14 protein-coding genes are annotated in these 15,045 nt (G+C 65.1%); 9 read left to right on the top strand and 5 right to left on the bottom strand.

Annotated elements, in window-relative coordinates; translation table 11 throughout:
• Positions 1-307 precede the first annotated feature (307 nt).
• On the top strand, positions 308-970 hold the full coding sequence (locus QLG02_RS17530) for a hypothetical protein (RefSeq protein ID WP_282465753.1): 663 nt from the start codon (positions 308-310) through the stop codon (positions 968-970).
• Between the two features lie 20 nt (positions 971-990).
• The gene (locus QLG02_RS17525) at positions 991-2,334 is read left to right on the top strand and encodes a zinc-dependent metalloprotease (protein ID WP_103827376.1); all 1,344 of its coding nucleotides are present in this window, start codon (positions 991-993) and stop codon (positions 2,332-2,334) included.
• Positions 2,335-2,431: 97 nt separating this feature from the next.
• Here the strand turns inward: QLG02_RS17525 and QLG02_RS17520 are convergent, their stop codons facing one another.
• Positions 2,432-5,602, bottom strand: coding sequence for a S41 family peptidase (locus QLG02_RS17520; protein WP_282465752.1), 3,171 nt, complete (start codon positions 5,600-5,602; stop codon positions 2,432-2,434).
• 260 nt (positions 5,603-5,862) lie between these two features.
• Between QLG02_RS17520 and QLG02_RS17515 the strand changes: the two genes are divergently transcribed.
• The 6 genes from QLG02_RS17515 (at position 5,863) to QLG02_RS17490 (ending at position 10,603) form a co-directional block, all read left to right on the top strand.
• A complete protein-coding gene (locus QLG02_RS17515; RefSeq protein ID WP_024944607.1) occupies positions 5,863-6,339 on the top strand; it encodes a L,D-transpeptidase family protein in 477 nt (158 codons plus the stop codon).
• A gap of 152 nt (positions 6,340-6,491) precedes the next feature.
• A complete protein-coding gene (locus tag QLG02_RS17510; RefSeq protein WP_041218167.1) occupies positions 6,492-7,211 on the top strand; it encodes an AzlC family ABC transporter permease in 720 nt (239 codons plus the stop codon).
• Between the two features lie 2 nt (positions 7,212-7,213).
• On the top strand, positions 7,214-7,555 hold the full coding sequence (locus tag QLG02_RS17505) for an AzlD domain-containing protein (RefSeq protein WP_282465751.1): 342 nt from the start codon (positions 7,214-7,216) through the stop codon (positions 7,553-7,555).
• 116 nt (positions 7,556-7,671) lie between these two features.
• Positions 7,672-9,198, top strand: a complete 1,527-nt coding sequence (locus QLG02_RS17500; RefSeq protein WP_282465750.1) for a YjjI family glycine radical enzyme — start codon at positions 7,672-7,674, stop codon at positions 9,196-9,198.
• A 37-nt stretch (positions 9,199-9,235) separates the two neighbouring features.
• On the top strand, positions 9,236-10,087 hold the full coding sequence (locus QLG02_RS17495; RefSeq protein ID WP_282465772.1) for a YjjW family glycine radical enzyme activase: 852 nt from the start codon (positions 9,236-9,238) through the stop codon (positions 10,085-10,087).
• Between the two features lie 192 nt (positions 10,088-10,279).
• On the top strand, positions 10,280-10,603 hold the full coding sequence (locus tag QLG02_RS17490; protein WP_011704589.1) for a DUF1820 family protein: 324 nt from the start codon (positions 10,280-10,282) through the stop codon (positions 10,601-10,603).
• Positions 10,604-10,645: 42 nt separating this feature from the next.
• On the opposite strand, the gene QLG02_RS17485 is transcribed toward QLG02_RS17490, so the two are convergent.
• The 3 genes from QLG02_RS17485 to QLG02_RS17475 all read right to left on the bottom strand — a co-directional run bounded on the left by QLG02_RS17485 (position 10,646) and on the right by QLG02_RS17475 (position 13,271).
• The gene (locus QLG02_RS17485; RefSeq protein ID WP_017408990.1) at positions 10,646-11,569 is read right to left on the bottom strand and encodes a LysR family transcriptional regulator; all 924 of its coding nucleotides are present in this window, start codon (positions 11,567-11,569) and stop codon (positions 10,646-10,648) included.
• A 60-nt stretch (positions 11,570-11,629) separates the two neighbouring features.
• Positions 11,630-12,826, bottom strand: a complete 1,197-nt coding sequence (locus tag QLG02_RS17480; protein ID WP_282465749.1) for an amino acid aminotransferase — start codon at positions 12,824-12,826, stop codon at positions 11,630-11,632.
• Positions 12,827-12,995: 169 nt separating this feature from the next.
• Positions 12,996-13,271, bottom strand: coding sequence for a metal/formaldehyde-sensitive transcriptional repressor (locus tag QLG02_RS17475; protein WP_005308614.1), 276 nt, complete (start codon positions 13,269-13,271; stop codon positions 12,996-12,998).
• 71 nt (positions 13,272-13,342) lie between these two features.
• On the opposite strand from QLG02_RS17475, the gene dmeF reads away from it, so the two are divergent.
• On the top strand, positions 13,343-14,302 hold the full coding sequence (dmeF, locus tag QLG02_RS17470; RefSeq protein WP_257685458.1) for a CDF family Co(II)/Ni(II) efflux transporter DmeF: 960 nt from the start codon (positions 13,343-13,345) through the stop codon (positions 14,300-14,302).
• A 64-nt stretch (positions 14,303-14,366) separates the two neighbouring features.
• Here dmeF and QLG02_RS17465 read toward each other — a convergent pair whose 3' ends face one another.
• On the bottom strand, positions 14,367-14,777 hold the full coding sequence (locus tag QLG02_RS17465; protein ID WP_024944600.1) for a hypothetical protein: 411 nt from the start codon (positions 14,775-14,777) through the stop codon (positions 14,367-14,369).
• Positions 14,778-15,045 lie beyond the last annotated feature (268 nt).

Genomic DNA, 15,045 nt, shown 5'->3' with positions numbered 1-15,045 from the left:
CATCAGGGTACGCCGACGCCCGTCCCCCGGTACAGCCAAATCTGCTTAACCCATATGGGGTGAATGGCCTCATTCCAGCTCTTTTCGGGGCCATTTTCATGCGGCAAAAAAGCATCATTCGAACCCTCTCTCAGCCCCCGCCAGCACTGACTTGCGCGACTCCTCCTGCGGGTGTGAACCTCCCGCGCCCATTTTTTCGACGCCCCATATAGGGGGGTGCCAGCCTGCTCGACGGTTTCTAGCATGCCTGCTCACTTTGAACGCAATTCATTGTTTTATAAGGATTGTTTTTGACTGGAGTATCAGTATGAAGAGAGCGAAATGGAAGCCTTGGCTGGGGTTGTGCACCCTCTTGGCCGGGGTGATCGGCTGGTACCTGTGGCCGCAAGCGGTGGCGCCCGGTCAGGCGGCGGCAGGGGATGAGGAGCACGCGGCGGATAGCGGCCCGCTGGCGGAGCTCGCGCCACTCGCCGCCATGCCTGCCCCCGTGCTCAAGCCGGCGCCGGTCGCAGCCCCCGCCAAGCCGGATCGGCTGCGGGAAGATGGCAGCCAGCAGCTGGAGACCCCCTGGCAGGCGGCCGAGGTGGATGCGGACTTTCCGCTGGCGGAGCCCGGCGATGCGGTCGAGCAACCCCAGCCGATCGCCCTGCAGGGCAGCGACCTGGAGCGGGCCCAGGTGGGCGACAGCGTGGCCCTGCCAATGCCGGACGGCAGCACCCTGCAGGCCAGGGTGACCAAGGTCGAACTGCAGCGGGGAGGGGAGCGCAACTGGCAGGGGGAAATTCGGGTCGACGGTGACAGCTATCCGGTCAATTTCACCGTCGGCAAGCAAGCGACTTTCGGGTTCATCGGCACGCCGCAAGGCAGTTACTCCGTCGAGACCCTGGGAGGCAAGGGCTGGGTTTACAAGAACCCGCCGCTGGATCTGGGTCATGGCGGCGATGACGCCCTGATCCCGACTCACCAATAACAACAGAAAAGGAAGATCACATGCAGAAAACCACCTTGGGGATCATGATTGCGGGATTGCTCGGGGCGACCCCCGTGCTGGCGGAAACCATCGATCTGATGGTGCTGCACAGCCCGGGGCTGGCGGCCCGTTATCAGGGGGATGCGCAGACCCGGATCCAGCACATGATCAACGTCACCAACCAGATCTATGCCGCCAGCGGCCTGGATCTGACAGTGCGGGCCGTGCACGACCAGCAGGTCAATTACCCGGATGGCGGCACCGACAAATCCGCGCTCAATGCGGTGACCTACCAGCAAGATCCGGCCTTCAAGCAGGTACCGACCCTGCGCACCCGCTATGGCGCCGACATGGTGGTGCTGATGCGCCCCCAGACCGGTGACCACGGCAGCTGCGGGCTGGCCTGGGTTGGCGGTTCCGCGACCTATACCGATGGCAGCAAGGCGTATGCCGACGGGGATGTCTCCCAGGATGCCGGCAGCATGTTCAGCCATGTCACGGCCACCGGCTGTGGCGACGTGGTGCTGGCGCACGAGCTGGGTCACAACATGGGGCTCAACCACTCCCGCCTGCAAGATGGCACGGGAGGCACTTATCACTATGCGTTGGGGCACGGGGTGCGGGGTTCCTTCGCTACCGTGATGGCTTATCCCTCCAGCTTCGGGGTCTACAGCCACGAGTACAAGTTCTCCAGCCCGGACCTGGTCTGCAAGGGGCAGCCATGCGGCGTGGATTACCGGGATCAGGCCAACGGAGCCGATGCGGTGCGGGCGCTGAAGGTGACGACGCCGCAGATCGCCGCTTTCTATCCCACCATGGTGACGGAAGCGCTGCCGGATCTGGGCGAGCTGGAGCGCTCCCTAGAGACCCGGCGTCAGGACTTGGCGGCGGCCCAGGAGCACTACAGCCAGCAGGTGGCGGCCAGAACCGCCCTGCAGGATCGCCAGCAGACGCTCAAGGGCAACTTTGATCGCTACCAGCGGGAGCTGAACCAGCTGAACCAGCGCAACCGCCAGACGGTGCAGGAGATCAACCGGCTGGTGCGCGAGCACAACAGCTACAACGGCAGCTACGGCCCGGAAGAGTATCGCCGGATCCGCGCCATCCAGGCGAGCCTGAGCGCCCGCATCGATCAGCTGCACGATGAGAACAACGCCATCATTCGCCAGTCCAACGAGATCAGCCAGCGCTACCAGGCCGAGGTGAACGAGTACAACGGCAGCTGGGATCGCTACAACCAGTTGGTGGCGGCGGTGAAGAGTGCCGACGGCAAGGTGGACGAGGCGCGCCGCGAGCTGGAGCTGGCCGAGCACAGGTATCAGCTGGCGCTGGCCCGCCAGCCGGCCGAGACGCAGCCGGCCTGATGCAACAAGGGCGCCCCGCAACAGGCGGGGCGCCCTTGATGTCTGTCAGAGGAGCCGACCGGGCAAGCCCGGCCGGCTCCTTTTTTGCTGGCTGGCGTCAGTCAGCCCGTTTGGCTGCGGGTTTCGCATTCGTGGTCAACTGGGCGAGGGCGGCCTGCACCGCGGCTGCCAGCTGGGGATCGCGTCCCGCCAGCATGTCGGCCGGGGTCAGCGCCACCTGCACGTCGGGGATCAGCTCCTGGTTCTCGTACAGGGTGCCGTCGGGGTTGCGCAGTCCCAGGGTCGGGATGCCGTAGGCAAGGCCCGGGATCAGCCTGGAGGTGTGGGCGTACACCATGGTGCCGGTGCCCGGTACCGGTTCACCGACGATGGGGCCCACCTTGAGGGTGCGGTAGTACTGGGGAAAGGCCGAGCCTTCCGAGTAGCTGCCCGCATTGACCAGTACCACCGAGGGTTTGGTCCACTGGCGGGTGGCGGCATCCGTCTCCCCCTTGCCAAGGCGTGGCCAGCTGCGGGCCATGCCCTGGGCACTGCCGCTGCCGGTCAGGAACTCCACCAGGGTGTTGGCCAGATAACCTCCCTTGTTGAAGCGCACGTCGACGATCAGCGCCTCGCGGTTGCGCTGGCGACCGAGGGCGTCGGCCACCACCTCCTCATAGACGGCGCTGCTCATCTCCGGCAGGTAGACGTAGCCGACCCGCCCCTGACTCAACTGTTCCACCTGGCTGCGGCGCTTGGCAATCCAGCCGTCGAGCTGCAACTGATACTCCTGCTGCAGGTCGATGGCGGTGACCTCCAGCTGGCTGGGCTCCTTGTCCCCCTTGGGCTGCACAGTGAGCGCCAGCCGCTGGCCGGCCTGGTGGTTGAGCAGGGCATCCAGCTCGTTGAGGCTGTGCAGCTCGGTGCCGTTGACGGCCAGCAGGCGGGCGCCTGGCGCCAGATCCGTCTCCTGCTCCAGCGGGCCGCCGGCCAGCAGGGCGTCGAGCTCGACCGCCCCCTGTCGCTCGCGCCAGTAACCGCCGAGGCTGGCAGTCTCGTCCGGCATGCGCAGGGAGGGGGCCGGACCGCTGCCCCAGGTGTGGGAGACATTGAGCTCGCCGGCCAGCTCCGCCAGCAGGTTGCCGAAGTCACGATCGTTGCTGATGCCGGGCAGCAGGCGGCGATAGGCGGCCACATAGCCGTCCCAGTCCACTCCGTTCATGTCGGCCCGGTAGAACTCGTCCCGGGTGAGACGGGTGATCTGGTCGAAGGCGGCGCTCATCCGATCCTGCCAGCTGGCGGTGATCAGCAGATTGAAGGGGTGGCTGCTGGCCTCGCCGGAGCGGGTATCGATGAGGGCGATTTCCCCCTCCCGCACCAGGGTGGCGAGGCTGGCATCCTGGTTGAGGCTGGCCAGCGCCGGCCCCGGCTGCTCGGCAAACAGCAGCTTGGTTTCACCCTTGCGCAGATCCTGGGCATAGCCCTTGATCTCGCTCTCGCCGTTGGCGTCCATCACCTCCACCAGATAGATCAGATGATCGTCGACGATGCGACTGGCGAGGATGGGGCCCTCTGGCTGCAGCTGGAGTGCCTCCCGGTGGGCCAGTCGGTCAGCCTCGAAGCCGTAACCGGCCTTGGGCGGCGCCTGCTCGGCGATGAAGTCGCTCTTGGCGGCGCGACTGCTGTAGAGGCCGAGCAGGCTGCCGCCGAGGGGCTCGCCATCGGCACCCAGCACCCCGTACTTGGTGGATTGCCAGTAGAGGATGCCGCCGTCCTGACTCCAGGCAGGATCGCCATCCCGATAGCCGTTGAGACTGACGTTGACCGGTTTGGCCTTGGCATCCCGGGTATCGATGACGGCGATCTCCTGCTGGGCGGAGTCGGGCTGGATGGTCAGCGCCAGGTGGCGCGAATCGGGGGCAAAGGCCAGCTCCACCGCGTGACGGGAGGGGTTGAACTCGGCGGCGACCAGCTGGCGCTGCTTGCCGCTGGCCAGATCCAGCAGGTGGACGGCCTGGCCGTCCACCACGAAGGCGAGCTGTTTGCCATCGGGGGAGAGGGTCGGCACGCTGATTGCGGCGCCCGGGATGGCCAGCAGTTTCTCCTCGGTCAGGGTGCCCGGGTCGCTGAACAGCTTGTCCGGTTGAGCCTTCTTGAGGCGGTACAACGCCGCCGGCCCCTCCTGTTCGGAGAGGTAGAGGAGTGTCTGCTCTTTATCCAGATAGCGTGGCGCCGACTGTTCGCTGGGATGGCGGGTGAGCTGGCGTACCCGTTCGCGGCGGGTATCGACCGCGTAGAGATCCCCCTGGCTGACCAGGATCACCTCTTCCCCGTCCTGGCGGGCAATGGCCTCGTCGACGGGGCCGGGTTGCCAGCTCTGCTCGGCCGGCACCTTGGCGAACAACGGCTGGATGACGAGCTTGCGCGGGGTCTCGCTGCCAGCATCGAGGCGGTAGAGCTCCCCCTGCCAGGACCAGACCAGATCCCCCTGGCGGGAGGCTGATAGGCCGCGCACCGGGTGGTCTTTGAAGTGGGTGAGCTGGCGATCCTGGCCGCTGGCCAGGTCCCGTTGCCAGACGTTGAAATCGCCGCTGCGCTCGCTCAGGTAGTAGAGCTGCTTGCCCTGCTGGTCCCAGACCGGGTCGCTGGCGGCTACCCTGTCTTCGGTCAGCTGGCGATGCTGCTTGCCGTCGAACAGCCACAGACGGGAGACGGCGAACGAGTGCTGGTGCTTGCGAAACGGCTGATCCATGCCCGGCATCTGGTAGGCCAGCTGGTTGCCGTGGGGGCGGGCCAGGGTGGCGGGCAGGGGCTGGGCCGGGGTCAGCGGGCCGCCGGTAACCGGCGTCCAGTAGAGGTTGCCGGCCTGGTAGCCTTGTGCCACGAAGTGATCGGCGTCGGGGTCGGTCAGGCGCTGGCTGCTCAGCAACAGCTGCTTGCCGTCGGCGCTGAAGGCCTGGGGCAGATCGGGGCGCGAATCCCGGGTCAGCCGCACCATCTCGCCGCCACGGCTCGGCACCACGAACACGTCTTCGTTGCCGTAGAGGTTGGCGGCAAAGGCTATGAGTTTGCCATCCGGCGACCAGAGCGGGCGCTGGCTCAGGTAGTTGCCATCGGTGAGGGGCACGGCGGGGCCGCCATCCCCCGCGCTCAGGTAGACGCGGCCCTGCCAGGTGAAGGCAAGCTGCTTGCCGTCGGGGGAGAGGGCGGGCTCGCGCAGCCAGAGCGGCTCGGCCGCCTGCAGGGAGGAGCAGAGCAGCAGGAGCAGCAGGGAGAGTCGGTATCGCATCGTGAGGTTCCTGAGAGGTGAAAAGCGCCTTATCTTCCCCCAATGTCCCGCCCGGGACTATCCCGAGATAGGGGGGTTATCCCGTTGTTTTGGCAGTTAATTGTAACAATCTATAAAAGATGGCGCGGGATATGTTTCTCTGGATATATTGAGTATTGATGGCGATCCAATATGATGGCGCTCGCCCGCCACACGAGGCGGTGCAGTTCAGATGATTTGGTAACAGAAAAGCCCTTACCAGAGGCTTGCCGAGGGATGGAATGAGAGCCGTATTACTGTGTTTGCTGGGGCTGTGGCCCGCATTGAGTTTTGCCACCCTGTCCGCCGATATGGTGGTGGTGAAGAAATCGAGTTATAGCCTGACCCTGATGAAGGATGGCAAGGAGGTCAAACGCTACTGGATCGCTCTGGGTCCGGCTCCCAAGGGGCACAAGCAGCGGGAAGGGGATCAGCGCACGCCGGAAGGCCGTTACATCCTCGACTACAAGAAGACCAACTCCAACTATTACAAGGCCATCCACATCAACTACCCGAATCTGGACGACATCAAGGCGGCCAACGAGATGGGTGTGCGACCGGGTGGCATGATCATGATCCATGGTCAGCGCAACAGCATAGGCAACACCCGCCTGCAGCCGTCCAACTGGACCAATGGCTGCATCGCCATGCTCAACAAGGATCTGGACGAAGTGTGGAACGCCATCGAACCCGGCACCCCCATCGTCATTCAGCCCTGACTCTCTGCAGCGCGCCACCTTCGGGTGGCGTTCTGTTTTTTGGCTCCCCCTGTTCTGACTCCATCCTCTTTCTTTACCCGCAGCCTCTTGGTATCCGTCCCCTTGCTGTGCTAGTTTTTCCGGCTCGCCGTGGACGCAACAAGGATGATCCCATGCCATCAGCAACCTGCTCCCGGCCCGTCGGGGCCGAGAGTACCCGCGCGCTCTGGTGGCGCGCCTCCATCGATATTTTGCCGCTCTCCGTCTCGGTGATCCCCTGGGGGATCCTGTGCGGCGCCCTGGCGCTGCAGGTGGGGCTGAGCCCGCTGCAGGCCCAGCTGATGTCGCTGCTGGTCTATGCCGGCGCCGCCCAGCTCTCGGCCACCACCCTGTTCGGGGCGGGCACGCCGCTGTTGCCCATCATGGGCTCCACCTTCGTCATCACCTCCCAGCATCTGCTCTACGGCTTCACCTTTCGCCGCGACGTGCTGCCGCTCTCCCTGCGCTGGCGCGCCAGTCTGGCCTTCTTCCTGACCGACGAAATGTTCGCGGTGGCGCTCAAAGACCGGGAGCGCAGCGGCCGTTTCGATCCGGCCTATGCGCTCATCGCCGGCTTCGTCTTCTATCTGTTCTGGAATGTGGCGACCCTGCTCGGCATCGCCGCCGGTCAGTACATCGACGGACTGGATCAGATGGGGCTGGACTTCGCCATCGCCGCCACTTTCATCGCCATGACCATTCCCGCCATGAAGAACCTGCCCATGGTGGCGGCTACCCTGGTGAGTGGTGCCATGGCGCTGCTCACCAAGCCGCTGCTGGCGGAGGTCTATATCATCATCTCGGCGCTCTCCGGCATGTTGGTGGGTTATGTGCTGCACCGGATGAGGAGGTAATCATGAGCTGGCTGATGATAGGCCTGCTGGCCCTGATCACCTTCTTCAACCGCTTCGCCTTCTTCTCGCGGCTGACCCGCTATCAGCCGGGTGCCGAAATGGGGGCTTTCCTCAGCTTCTCGGCCCAGTCGGTGCTGACCGCCATCTGGCTGCCCATCGTCTTCAGCTATCAGCCTGGCACTGGGCTGAGTTGGGATCCGGACTACCTGGTCGCCACCCTGCTGGTGACGGCGCTGACCCTGCTGCGGCTGCCGACCCTGCTGGTGGTGGTGGTCGGCATGGGGGGCTTCTTCCTGCTGCGCTGGCAGGGGGGCGTGGCCCAGCTGCTGCCCTGGCCGGGCTAGGCCCGTGATCTTGCATGGCGGATGTCTTTATTGGATATCCGCCATGTTGTGAATGTCACTTCAAAAAACACCTCTCAAGTGTGAGGATTTAGCTCCCATCCGTCGAGGAGCGAGCCATGTCCTTCACCGAAACCTGCCAGCGCATCGTGCGCGATCCCCTGCTGTCACCGGCCCAGAAGAGCCATGCCCTGGCGCTGGCCGCCGAAAATGCGCTGCCCTATCCCGAGCTGCCCGCCGAGGTGAGCGAGGCGATGGCCAAGGGCTTTGTCTGCGACATGTTCGAGGGGCACGCCCCCTACAAGCCGCGCTATGTGCTGCCGGATTACGAGAAGTTTCTGCGCCAGGGCTCGGCCTGGCTGGAGCTGGCACCGCCGCAGGATTTTGACGAGGCGCTCGATGCCCTGCGCATCCTCTACCACCACGTGCCCTCCGTCACCGGCATGCCGGTCTGGCTGGGCCGGCTCGACCACCTGCTGCTGCCCTTCGTCGGTGAGCTGGATGACGAGGCCCTCTATCGCAAGCTGAAGGGGTTCTGGATCTACCTGGACCGGGTGCTACCGGATGCCTTCATGCACGTCAACATAGGCCCGGATGACAACCGGCTCTGCCGCCTGATCCTGCGCATCGACGGCGATCTCAAGCAGGTGGCCCCCAACCTCACCCTGTTCCACGATCCGGCGCAGACCCCGGACAGCCTGTTGCTGCAGGGGGTGAAGAACATCGCGGCCTGCAGCAAGCCTCATATCGCCAACTACCCGCTTCATCGCAACACCTTCGATGAGCGCGGCTTCGGCATCGTCAGCTGCTACAACGCCCTGCCCCAGGCGGGTGGCGCCAACACCCTGGTGCGGGTCTCCCTCAAGCGGGTGGCCGAGCAGGCCCACGGTATCGACGACTTCCTGGGCTGCCTGTTGCCCCACTACTGCCGCCTCGCCTCCCGTCTGATCGAGGCGCGTGCCGCCTTCCTGCACCAGGAGTCTGGCTTCTTCGACAGTTTCCTGGTGCAGGAGGGGCTGCTGGAAGAGGATCGCTTCGTGCCCATGTTCGGCATCTACGGCATGGCCGAGGCGGTCAACCTTCTGATGGACAAGGAGAATCTGCCGGAGCGCTACGGCCGTGACGAGGAGGCGAACCAGCTGGGCTACCGCATCTCGGCCCAGCTCGCCCGCCACGTGAGCGAAACGCCGCAGGTGCACGCCTGGGGCGGTCGCGCCCTGCTCCACTCCCAGGGCGGGCTCAGCGTGGATCGCGGGGTGACCCCCGGGGTACGCATCCCCTATGGCGAGGAGCCGGATCCCGCCAGCCACGTGCTGGCGCTGGCGCCACACCACGGCTTCTATCACTCCGGGATCAGCGAGATCCTGACCCTGGATCCCACCATCCGCCAGAACCCGCAGGCGTTGCTGCAGCTCTGCAAGGGGGCGCTCGCCATCGGCATGCGCGAGTTCACCGCCAACGTGGCGGACAGCGATCTGGTGCGGGTGACCGGCTACATGATCCGCAAGAGCGACGTGGCCCGCTTCGCGACCGAGGGATCGCGGCTGCAGACCACCTGCCTCGGCGCCGAGGCGAGCGAACTGACCGGGATCCGCCAGCGGGCGCCGCGGGTGGTGGGGCGCGAGGCGACCCTGTGTGACTACTGAGTGCGGCAGGCGGGCAGGGGCGGCGCGCACCGCGACGGTGAGCCGCTGGCTGCCCTTCTCCTGCGTGGACGGCCCCGGCAACCGGCTGGTGCTGTTTCTGCAGGGCTGCAACTTCGCCTGCCCCGGTTGTCACAACCCGCACACCATCGGCCTCTGCGATCATTGCGGTGACTGCGTGCCCGGCTGCCCGAGCGGGGCGCTGACCCTGCACGGGGGGCGGGTGAGCTGGCAGGCGGCGCAATGCACCGACTGCGATGCCTGTCTCGATGTCTGCCCCCGCAGCGCCAGCCCCAAGACCGCCACCATGACGGTGGCCGAGGTGCTGGCCCTGCTGCGCCGCTACGGCCCGCTGCTGACCGGCATTACCATCTCCGGCGGTGAGGCCACCACCCAGCTGCCGTTCGTGATCGCGCTGTTTACGGCCATCAAGGAGGCGCCGGATCTGGCCCATCTCGGCTGCCTGCTCGACAGCAACGGTTCGCTCGCCGAGGCTGGCTGGCAGCGGCTGCTGCCGGTACTGGACGGCGCCATGATCGATCTCAAGGGGTGGCGCGACGCTGTGCATCACACGCTGACCGGCTATGGCCGCGAGCGGGTGCTGGCGTCGCTGCAACTGCTGGCGCAGGCGGGCAAGCTGGCGGAGGTGCGCCTGCTGCAGGTGCCGGGGCAGAGCGATTATCTCGCCGCCGACGGCACGCTGGAGGGCGGGCTCGCCGCCTTCTTGCTCTCCCTCGGGCCCGTACCCATCCGCCTCAACGGCTTTCGCCATCACGGCGTGCGCGGGACGGCGCAGGGCTGGCCAGAGGCGGCGCGAGAGGAGTTGGAGCAGCTGGCTGCTGCGCTGACGATGGCCGGGCTTGGCCCGGTCAGCCTGCCGCCCCTGCTCTGAATAGCCGGGTGCTAATCAACTGATCGCAAAGGGATTTGATACTACAAGGCAAGATTGGACGGCGAACCGAGCGGTTTGGCGTGGCTTTTTTGCTGCCTGAGTCTTGAGATGACGTAACTGTGATTGCTGTCTATTTGAGCTCTGCGAGGTGGCGGCTAGAATGGGTCAATCGCCCACCATCAACAGACGAACATGAGTGAATCCAACGCCTTATATCGAGTGCAGTTCATTTGTCACAACGAGCGTTACGAAGTCTATGTCAGGGAAGTGAGCCAGGGTCAGCTGTTCGGCTTCATCGAGATCGCCAACTTCGTGTGGGACAACCACACGGCGCTCATCGTCGACCCCAGCCACGAGAAGTTGAAGAGTGAATTTGCCGACGTCAATCGCACCATGATCCCCATGCACCACGTGCTGCGGGTCGATCAGGTGCGCAAGCAGGGGGCCGCCCGCATCACCGAACTGGGCAACAACGTCTCTCCCTTCCCCAGCCCCATCTACACCAAGAAACCCTGACACCCACCATGCCCGGCCAGCGTGTGCCGGGCATGGTCGTCCTCATCCCAGCTCGCGGGCCAGTTGCAGGATGCGCTGGCGGAACCAGCGCCGGGCCGGCTCTTCTCCGGCGGGGCCGTACCATACCAGGCTGTGGGTGACGGCGCCGTAATCGAAGGGGACCGGCCTGCTCACCAGAGCGTGGGGGGCCGCCTGCTCGGCCCAGCCACCGATGGCGGTGAGGATCAGATCGCTCTGGCGCAGCAGGGCTGCCGCACTGCCAAAATCCGGCAGGATGGCGGCGATCTGCCGGCGCACCTGCAACTGGGCCAGGCTCTGTTCGAAGAAGGGATTGGCCAGCTCCTGATCGCGAATGGCGATATGGCGCCAGCTCAGGTAGGCATCGAGATCCCAGGATCGCGCCAGCGCCGGGTGATCCGCGCGCAGCAGGCAGACCAGCTTGTCCTCGCGCAGGGTCTCCCACACCAGCCCTTGCTGGCGGGGCAGGGGTTGGCTCTGATCGTGGGGCAGGATCACGAAGTCCAGCTTGCCCGCCGCCAGGGCCGCCAGCCCCTGCTCATCCTTGTTGCGAATGTCGGGCACCAGACCCGGCACCTCGCGCATCAGCTGCGCCAGAATGGGCCCCATGGGCCAGACCATGCCGCTCTCGCGCAGGGCGAATTTCAGCTGCCCCTGCCAGCTGGCGGGATCGAACCCGCCCTGGCCGGTGAGGCCGTTCAGTTCGCTCAGCAGCCGGTGCAGGGTGGGGCCGAGCCGCTCGGCGAACGGGGTCAGCAACAGCTGGTTGCCCTGGCGGTAGAGCAGCTGATCGCCGAGCAGATCCCGCAGCTGGTTGAGGGTCTTGCTGACGGTGGAGGGGGTGGTGCAGAGCCGCTCGGCGGTGCGGGTGACGCTCTGGCTGTCGAGCAGCAGATGCAGGGTAACCAGATGGCGACCGCCGAGGCGGGAGAGGGCAATGAGATCCATAACGGTTCCACAAGCAAACGGGACAAACAAAAAGCCCCGCCTGAGCGGGGCTTGCGGGGATCAGCCCTTGAGCACGGCGGCCATGGCGTCGGCCACGTAGTCGACGTTGCGGCTGTTGAGGCCCGCCACGCACATGCGACCTGAGCGCACCAGGTAGACGGCGAACTCCTCGCGCAGTCTGTCCACCTGCTCCGGGGTGAAGCCGGTGTAGCTGAACATGCCGCGCTGGTTGATGAAGTAGCTGAAATCGCGGCCCGGCACCTTGGCGCTCAGCACCTCGAACAGCTTCTCGCGCATCGCCTTGATGCGGGTGCGCATCTCGGTCACCTCACCGACCCACATGGCATGCAGGCTGGCATCGTTCATCACGGCCGCAGTGATCTGGCCGCCGTGGGTGGGGGGGCTGGAGTAGTTGCGGCGCACGGTGGCCTTCATCTGGCCCAGCACCCGGCTCGCCTCTTCGGCATCCTGGCAGATGACCGACAGGCCGCCACAACGCTCGCCGTAGAAGGAGAGGTTCTTGGAGAAGGAGTTGCTGACGAAGAAGCTGACGCCGGCGGCCACCATGGCGCGAATGGCGTAGGCATCCTCTTCCAGCCCGTCACCGAAGCCCTGATAGGCGATGTCCATGAAAGGAATGAGATTCTTCTCGACCACCAGCGCGATCACCTGGTCCCACTGGGCACGGGAGAGATCCACTCCGGTCGGGTTGTGGCAGCAGGGGTGCAGCAGCACGATGCTTTTCGCCGGCAGGCTGCTCAGGCAGTCGATCATGGCGTCAAACTGCACGCCGCCGGTGGCTGCATCGTAGTAGGGGTAGTCGTGCACCTTGATGCCGGCGCCCTCGAACATCGCCTTGTGGTTGTCCCAGGTGGGATTGCTGACCCACACCTCGGAGGTCGGGAAGTAGCGCTTGAGCAGATCGGCGCCGATCTTCAGGGCACCCGAGCCGCCGATGGTCTGGATGGTGGCGATGCGACCCGCCTTGACCGCTTCGTGGTCGGCGCCAAACAGCAGGTGCTGCACCGCGGTGCGGTAGTTGGCGGCGCCTTCCATCGGCTGGTAGGGGCGGGGGGTCGGGGCGGCGGCGCGCTGGGCTTCGGCCTGCTGTACCGAGGCCAGCAGCGGAATGCGGCCCTGCTCGTCGTAATAGAGGCCGATCCCCAGGTTCACCTTCTGCTCGCGGGTGTCTTTGTGGAAGGTCTCGACCAGGGTCAGGATGGGGTCGCCAGCATAGGCATCGACGTGTTCAAACATGGGGGGTCCTTGCGAAATGGAATCCAGGGTATGGCGATCAATGATCGGCGGTCATCATGGCGTAAAGCCGGCGAGGGCTCAAGTCTGAAAGGGGAGCGGGCTGGCGGGCCGACACCGCCCAGCCGTAAACGGGATGAGGCGGGGCTACGCATGGCCTCATCCACCGGCTCTACTTCAGATAGGATCGCAGTACCCGCACCACCTGATCCAGATCCTCAAGCCGCTCGGCCGGGGTCGCCTCTTCGGCGCCGAGATGCTCGCGCATGTGGCCCTCCAGCACCTCCAGCATCAGGCCGTTGACGGCGCCGCGAATGGCCGCGATCTGCTGCAAGATGGCGGCGCAGTCGCTCTCCTGCTCCAGCGCGCTCTCCAGTGCCCCAGCCTGCCCCTTGATGCGGCGCACCCGCGCCAGCAGCTTCTTCTTGCCGTGAATGGTGTGTGACATGCAAGATCCTCTCGATCAATAAAACTATACTGGGGTATAGTATATTGCATTGTCGTCCTCAGGAGAAATCCATGTCATCCCTTGTCTCATCCCACTGCCACCAACCCGTCGTCCACGAAGGGAATCCGCTGGCCGAACAGAAGACCCGCTGGGCCGTGCTGCTGACCGTCATCATGATGGTGGCGGAGATCGGCGGCGGCTGGTTCTACAACTCCATGGCGCTGCTGGCCGACGGCTGGCACATGAGCTCCCACGCGCTGGCGCTCGGCCTGTCGGTGCTGGCCTACCGCGCCGCCCGCCACTTCGCCCGCGACCACAGATTCAGCTTCGGTACCTGGAAGATCGAGGTGCTGGGGGGCTTTACCAGCGCCCTCTTGCTGGTGGGGGTGGCCGGCATGATGCTGTTCGAGTCGGTGTTCCGGCTGCTGGATCCCAGCCCGATCCACTATCAGCAGGCCATCGTCATCGCCATCGTCGGCCTGCTGGTGAACCTGGCCTGCGCCTGGTTGCTCAAGGATGATCACGGTCACCACCATGGGCACGGTCACGACCACCATCATGATCATCACGACCACGCTCACCCGCACGATCATGGCCAGCATCACGGTCATCAGGATCTCAACCTGCGCGCCGCCTACATCCACGTGCTGGCGGATGCGGCTACCTCGGTGCTGGCCATTCTGGCGCTGGTGGGGGGCATGCTGTGGGGGGCCGACTGGCTGGATCCCCTGATGGGCATAGTGGGGGCCGGGCTGGTGGCGGTGTGGGCCTGGGGCCTGCTGCGCGACTCTGGCCGGGTGCTGCTGGATGCCGAGATGGATGCGCCGCTGGTGGCGGAGATCCGCGAGGTGATCGCCGAGTTGCCGGACGCCGAAGTGCGCGATCTGCACGTCTGGCGGGTGGGCCAGCAGCAGTATGCCTGCGTGCTCTCTTTGTTGATGGCGGCGCCGGTTTCCGCCAGCGAGATCCGCGCCCGGCTCGCCATCCACGAGGAGCTGGTGCACGTCACCATAGAGGTGAGCGCCGCCTGATCCTGGCCGGTTGACCGCTCGCAACAGCAGGAAGGGGCCAAGGCCCCTTCCTGCTTTTTCTGGCTCAGTGCGGCTGGCCCTGCACATCCTCCGGTTTGTGCTGCCAGATGGCGCCGAGCAGCAGCTTGAGCAGCAGCTCGGGCGGGTTGTCCAGCAGCCGGCCCGACTCCAGCAGCAGGTGGCCGTCGGCCCGAAAGCCGAGGCTGGCGTGGATGGTGCCCTCCTCGCCGCACACCTGGATCAGCCCGCTCAAACTGCCGCGCTCCCCCGGCTGGCAGCGCAGCCGCAGCTCCCGTGGCTCCCCCAGCAGGGTGAAGGCCCGGGCGAGGGGCGGGGTATCCTCATAATCCGGCCAGTTGAAGAAGTGGTACTGCTCGGCGAGCGTCCCCGCCTGCTGACAAAATTGGTCAAACAGCTGGGCAATCTCTTGATACTCCAGGTCCAGCCGCCTGGCCTGCTCTTCAATCCGCTTCATCTGTCGTGGCTCCCTCTCTCTTGCCGTATCCACTTATCCATTTGATCGGAAATCAATTTTTCCAGACATCATGGCTCTGCCCGCAGGTATGTGCCGAATCGGGCGGCAGGTCTGTGAGCCCGATCCGATTTTCGTTATGAAAACGTTATCTTGTTGAAAGCGGTTAACTTTTTTGCCCCCCTGCTCACATTTGAAACGATTTCTGCTGATTAATATGGCACCGCTCGGCAATGACCGGGTACTCGGATATCGAGACTAACTACAGCGG

Origin of the sequence: Aeromonas sp. V90_14, assembly GCF_029967615.1 — a bacterium.
GTDB classification, from domain to species: domain Bacteria; phylum Pseudomonadota; class Gammaproteobacteria; order Enterobacterales; family Aeromonadaceae; genus Aeromonas; species Aeromonas hydrophila.
Note: the sequence above shows the minus strand (reverse complement) of the source record. Positions and strands in the feature narration are given on the sequence as shown.

Bases quoted from the DNA above. Each gene is read 5' to 3' on its own strand.
- QLG02_RS17530 (WP_282465753.1), top strand. From the start codon at position 308: ATGAAGAGAGCGAAATGGAAGCCTTGGCTGGGGTTGTGCACCCTCTTG.
- QLG02_RS17525 (WP_103827376.1), top strand. From the start codon at position 991: ATGCAGAAAACCACCTTGGGGATCATGATTGCGGGATTGCTCGGGGCG.
- QLG02_RS17520 (WP_282465752.1), bottom strand. From the start codon at position 5,602: ATGCGATACCGACTCTCCCTGCTGCTCCTGCTGCTCTGCTCCTCCCTG.
- QLG02_RS17515 (WP_024944607.1), top strand. From the start codon at position 5,863: ATGAGAGCCGTATTACTGTGTTTGCTGGGGCTGTGGCCCGCATTGAGT.
- QLG02_RS17510 (WP_041218167.1), top strand. From the start codon at position 6,492: ATGCCATCAGCAACCTGCTCCCGGCCCGTCGGGGCCGAGAGTACCCGC.
- QLG02_RS17505 (WP_282465751.1), top strand. From the start codon at position 7,214: ATGAGCTGGCTGATGATAGGCCTGCTGGCCCTGATCACCTTCTTCAAC.
- QLG02_RS17500 (WP_282465750.1), top strand. From the start codon at position 7,672: ATGTCCTTCACCGAAACCTGCCAGCGCATCGTGCGCGATCCCCTGCTG.
- QLG02_RS17490 (WP_011704589.1), top strand. From the start codon at position 10,280: ATGAGTGAATCCAACGCCTTATATCGAGTGCAGTTCATTTGTCACAAC.
- QLG02_RS17485 (WP_017408990.1), bottom strand. From the start codon at position 11,569: ATGGATCTCATTGCCCTCTCCCGCCTCGGCGGTCGCCATCTGGTTACC.
- QLG02_RS17480 (WP_282465749.1), bottom strand. From the start codon at position 12,826: ATGTTTGAACACGTCGATGCCTATGCTGGCGACCCCATCCTGACCCTG.
- QLG02_RS17475 (WP_005308614.1), bottom strand. From the start codon at position 13,271: ATGTCACACACCATTCACGGCAAGAAGAAGCTGCTGGCGCGGGTGCGC.
- dmeF (WP_257685458.1), top strand. From the start codon at position 13,343: ATGTCATCCCTTGTCTCATCCCACTGCCACCAACCCGTCGTCCACGAA.
- QLG02_RS17465 (WP_024944600.1), bottom strand. From the start codon at position 14,777: ATGAAGCGGATTGAAGAGCAGGCCAGGCGGCTGGACCTGGAGTATCAA.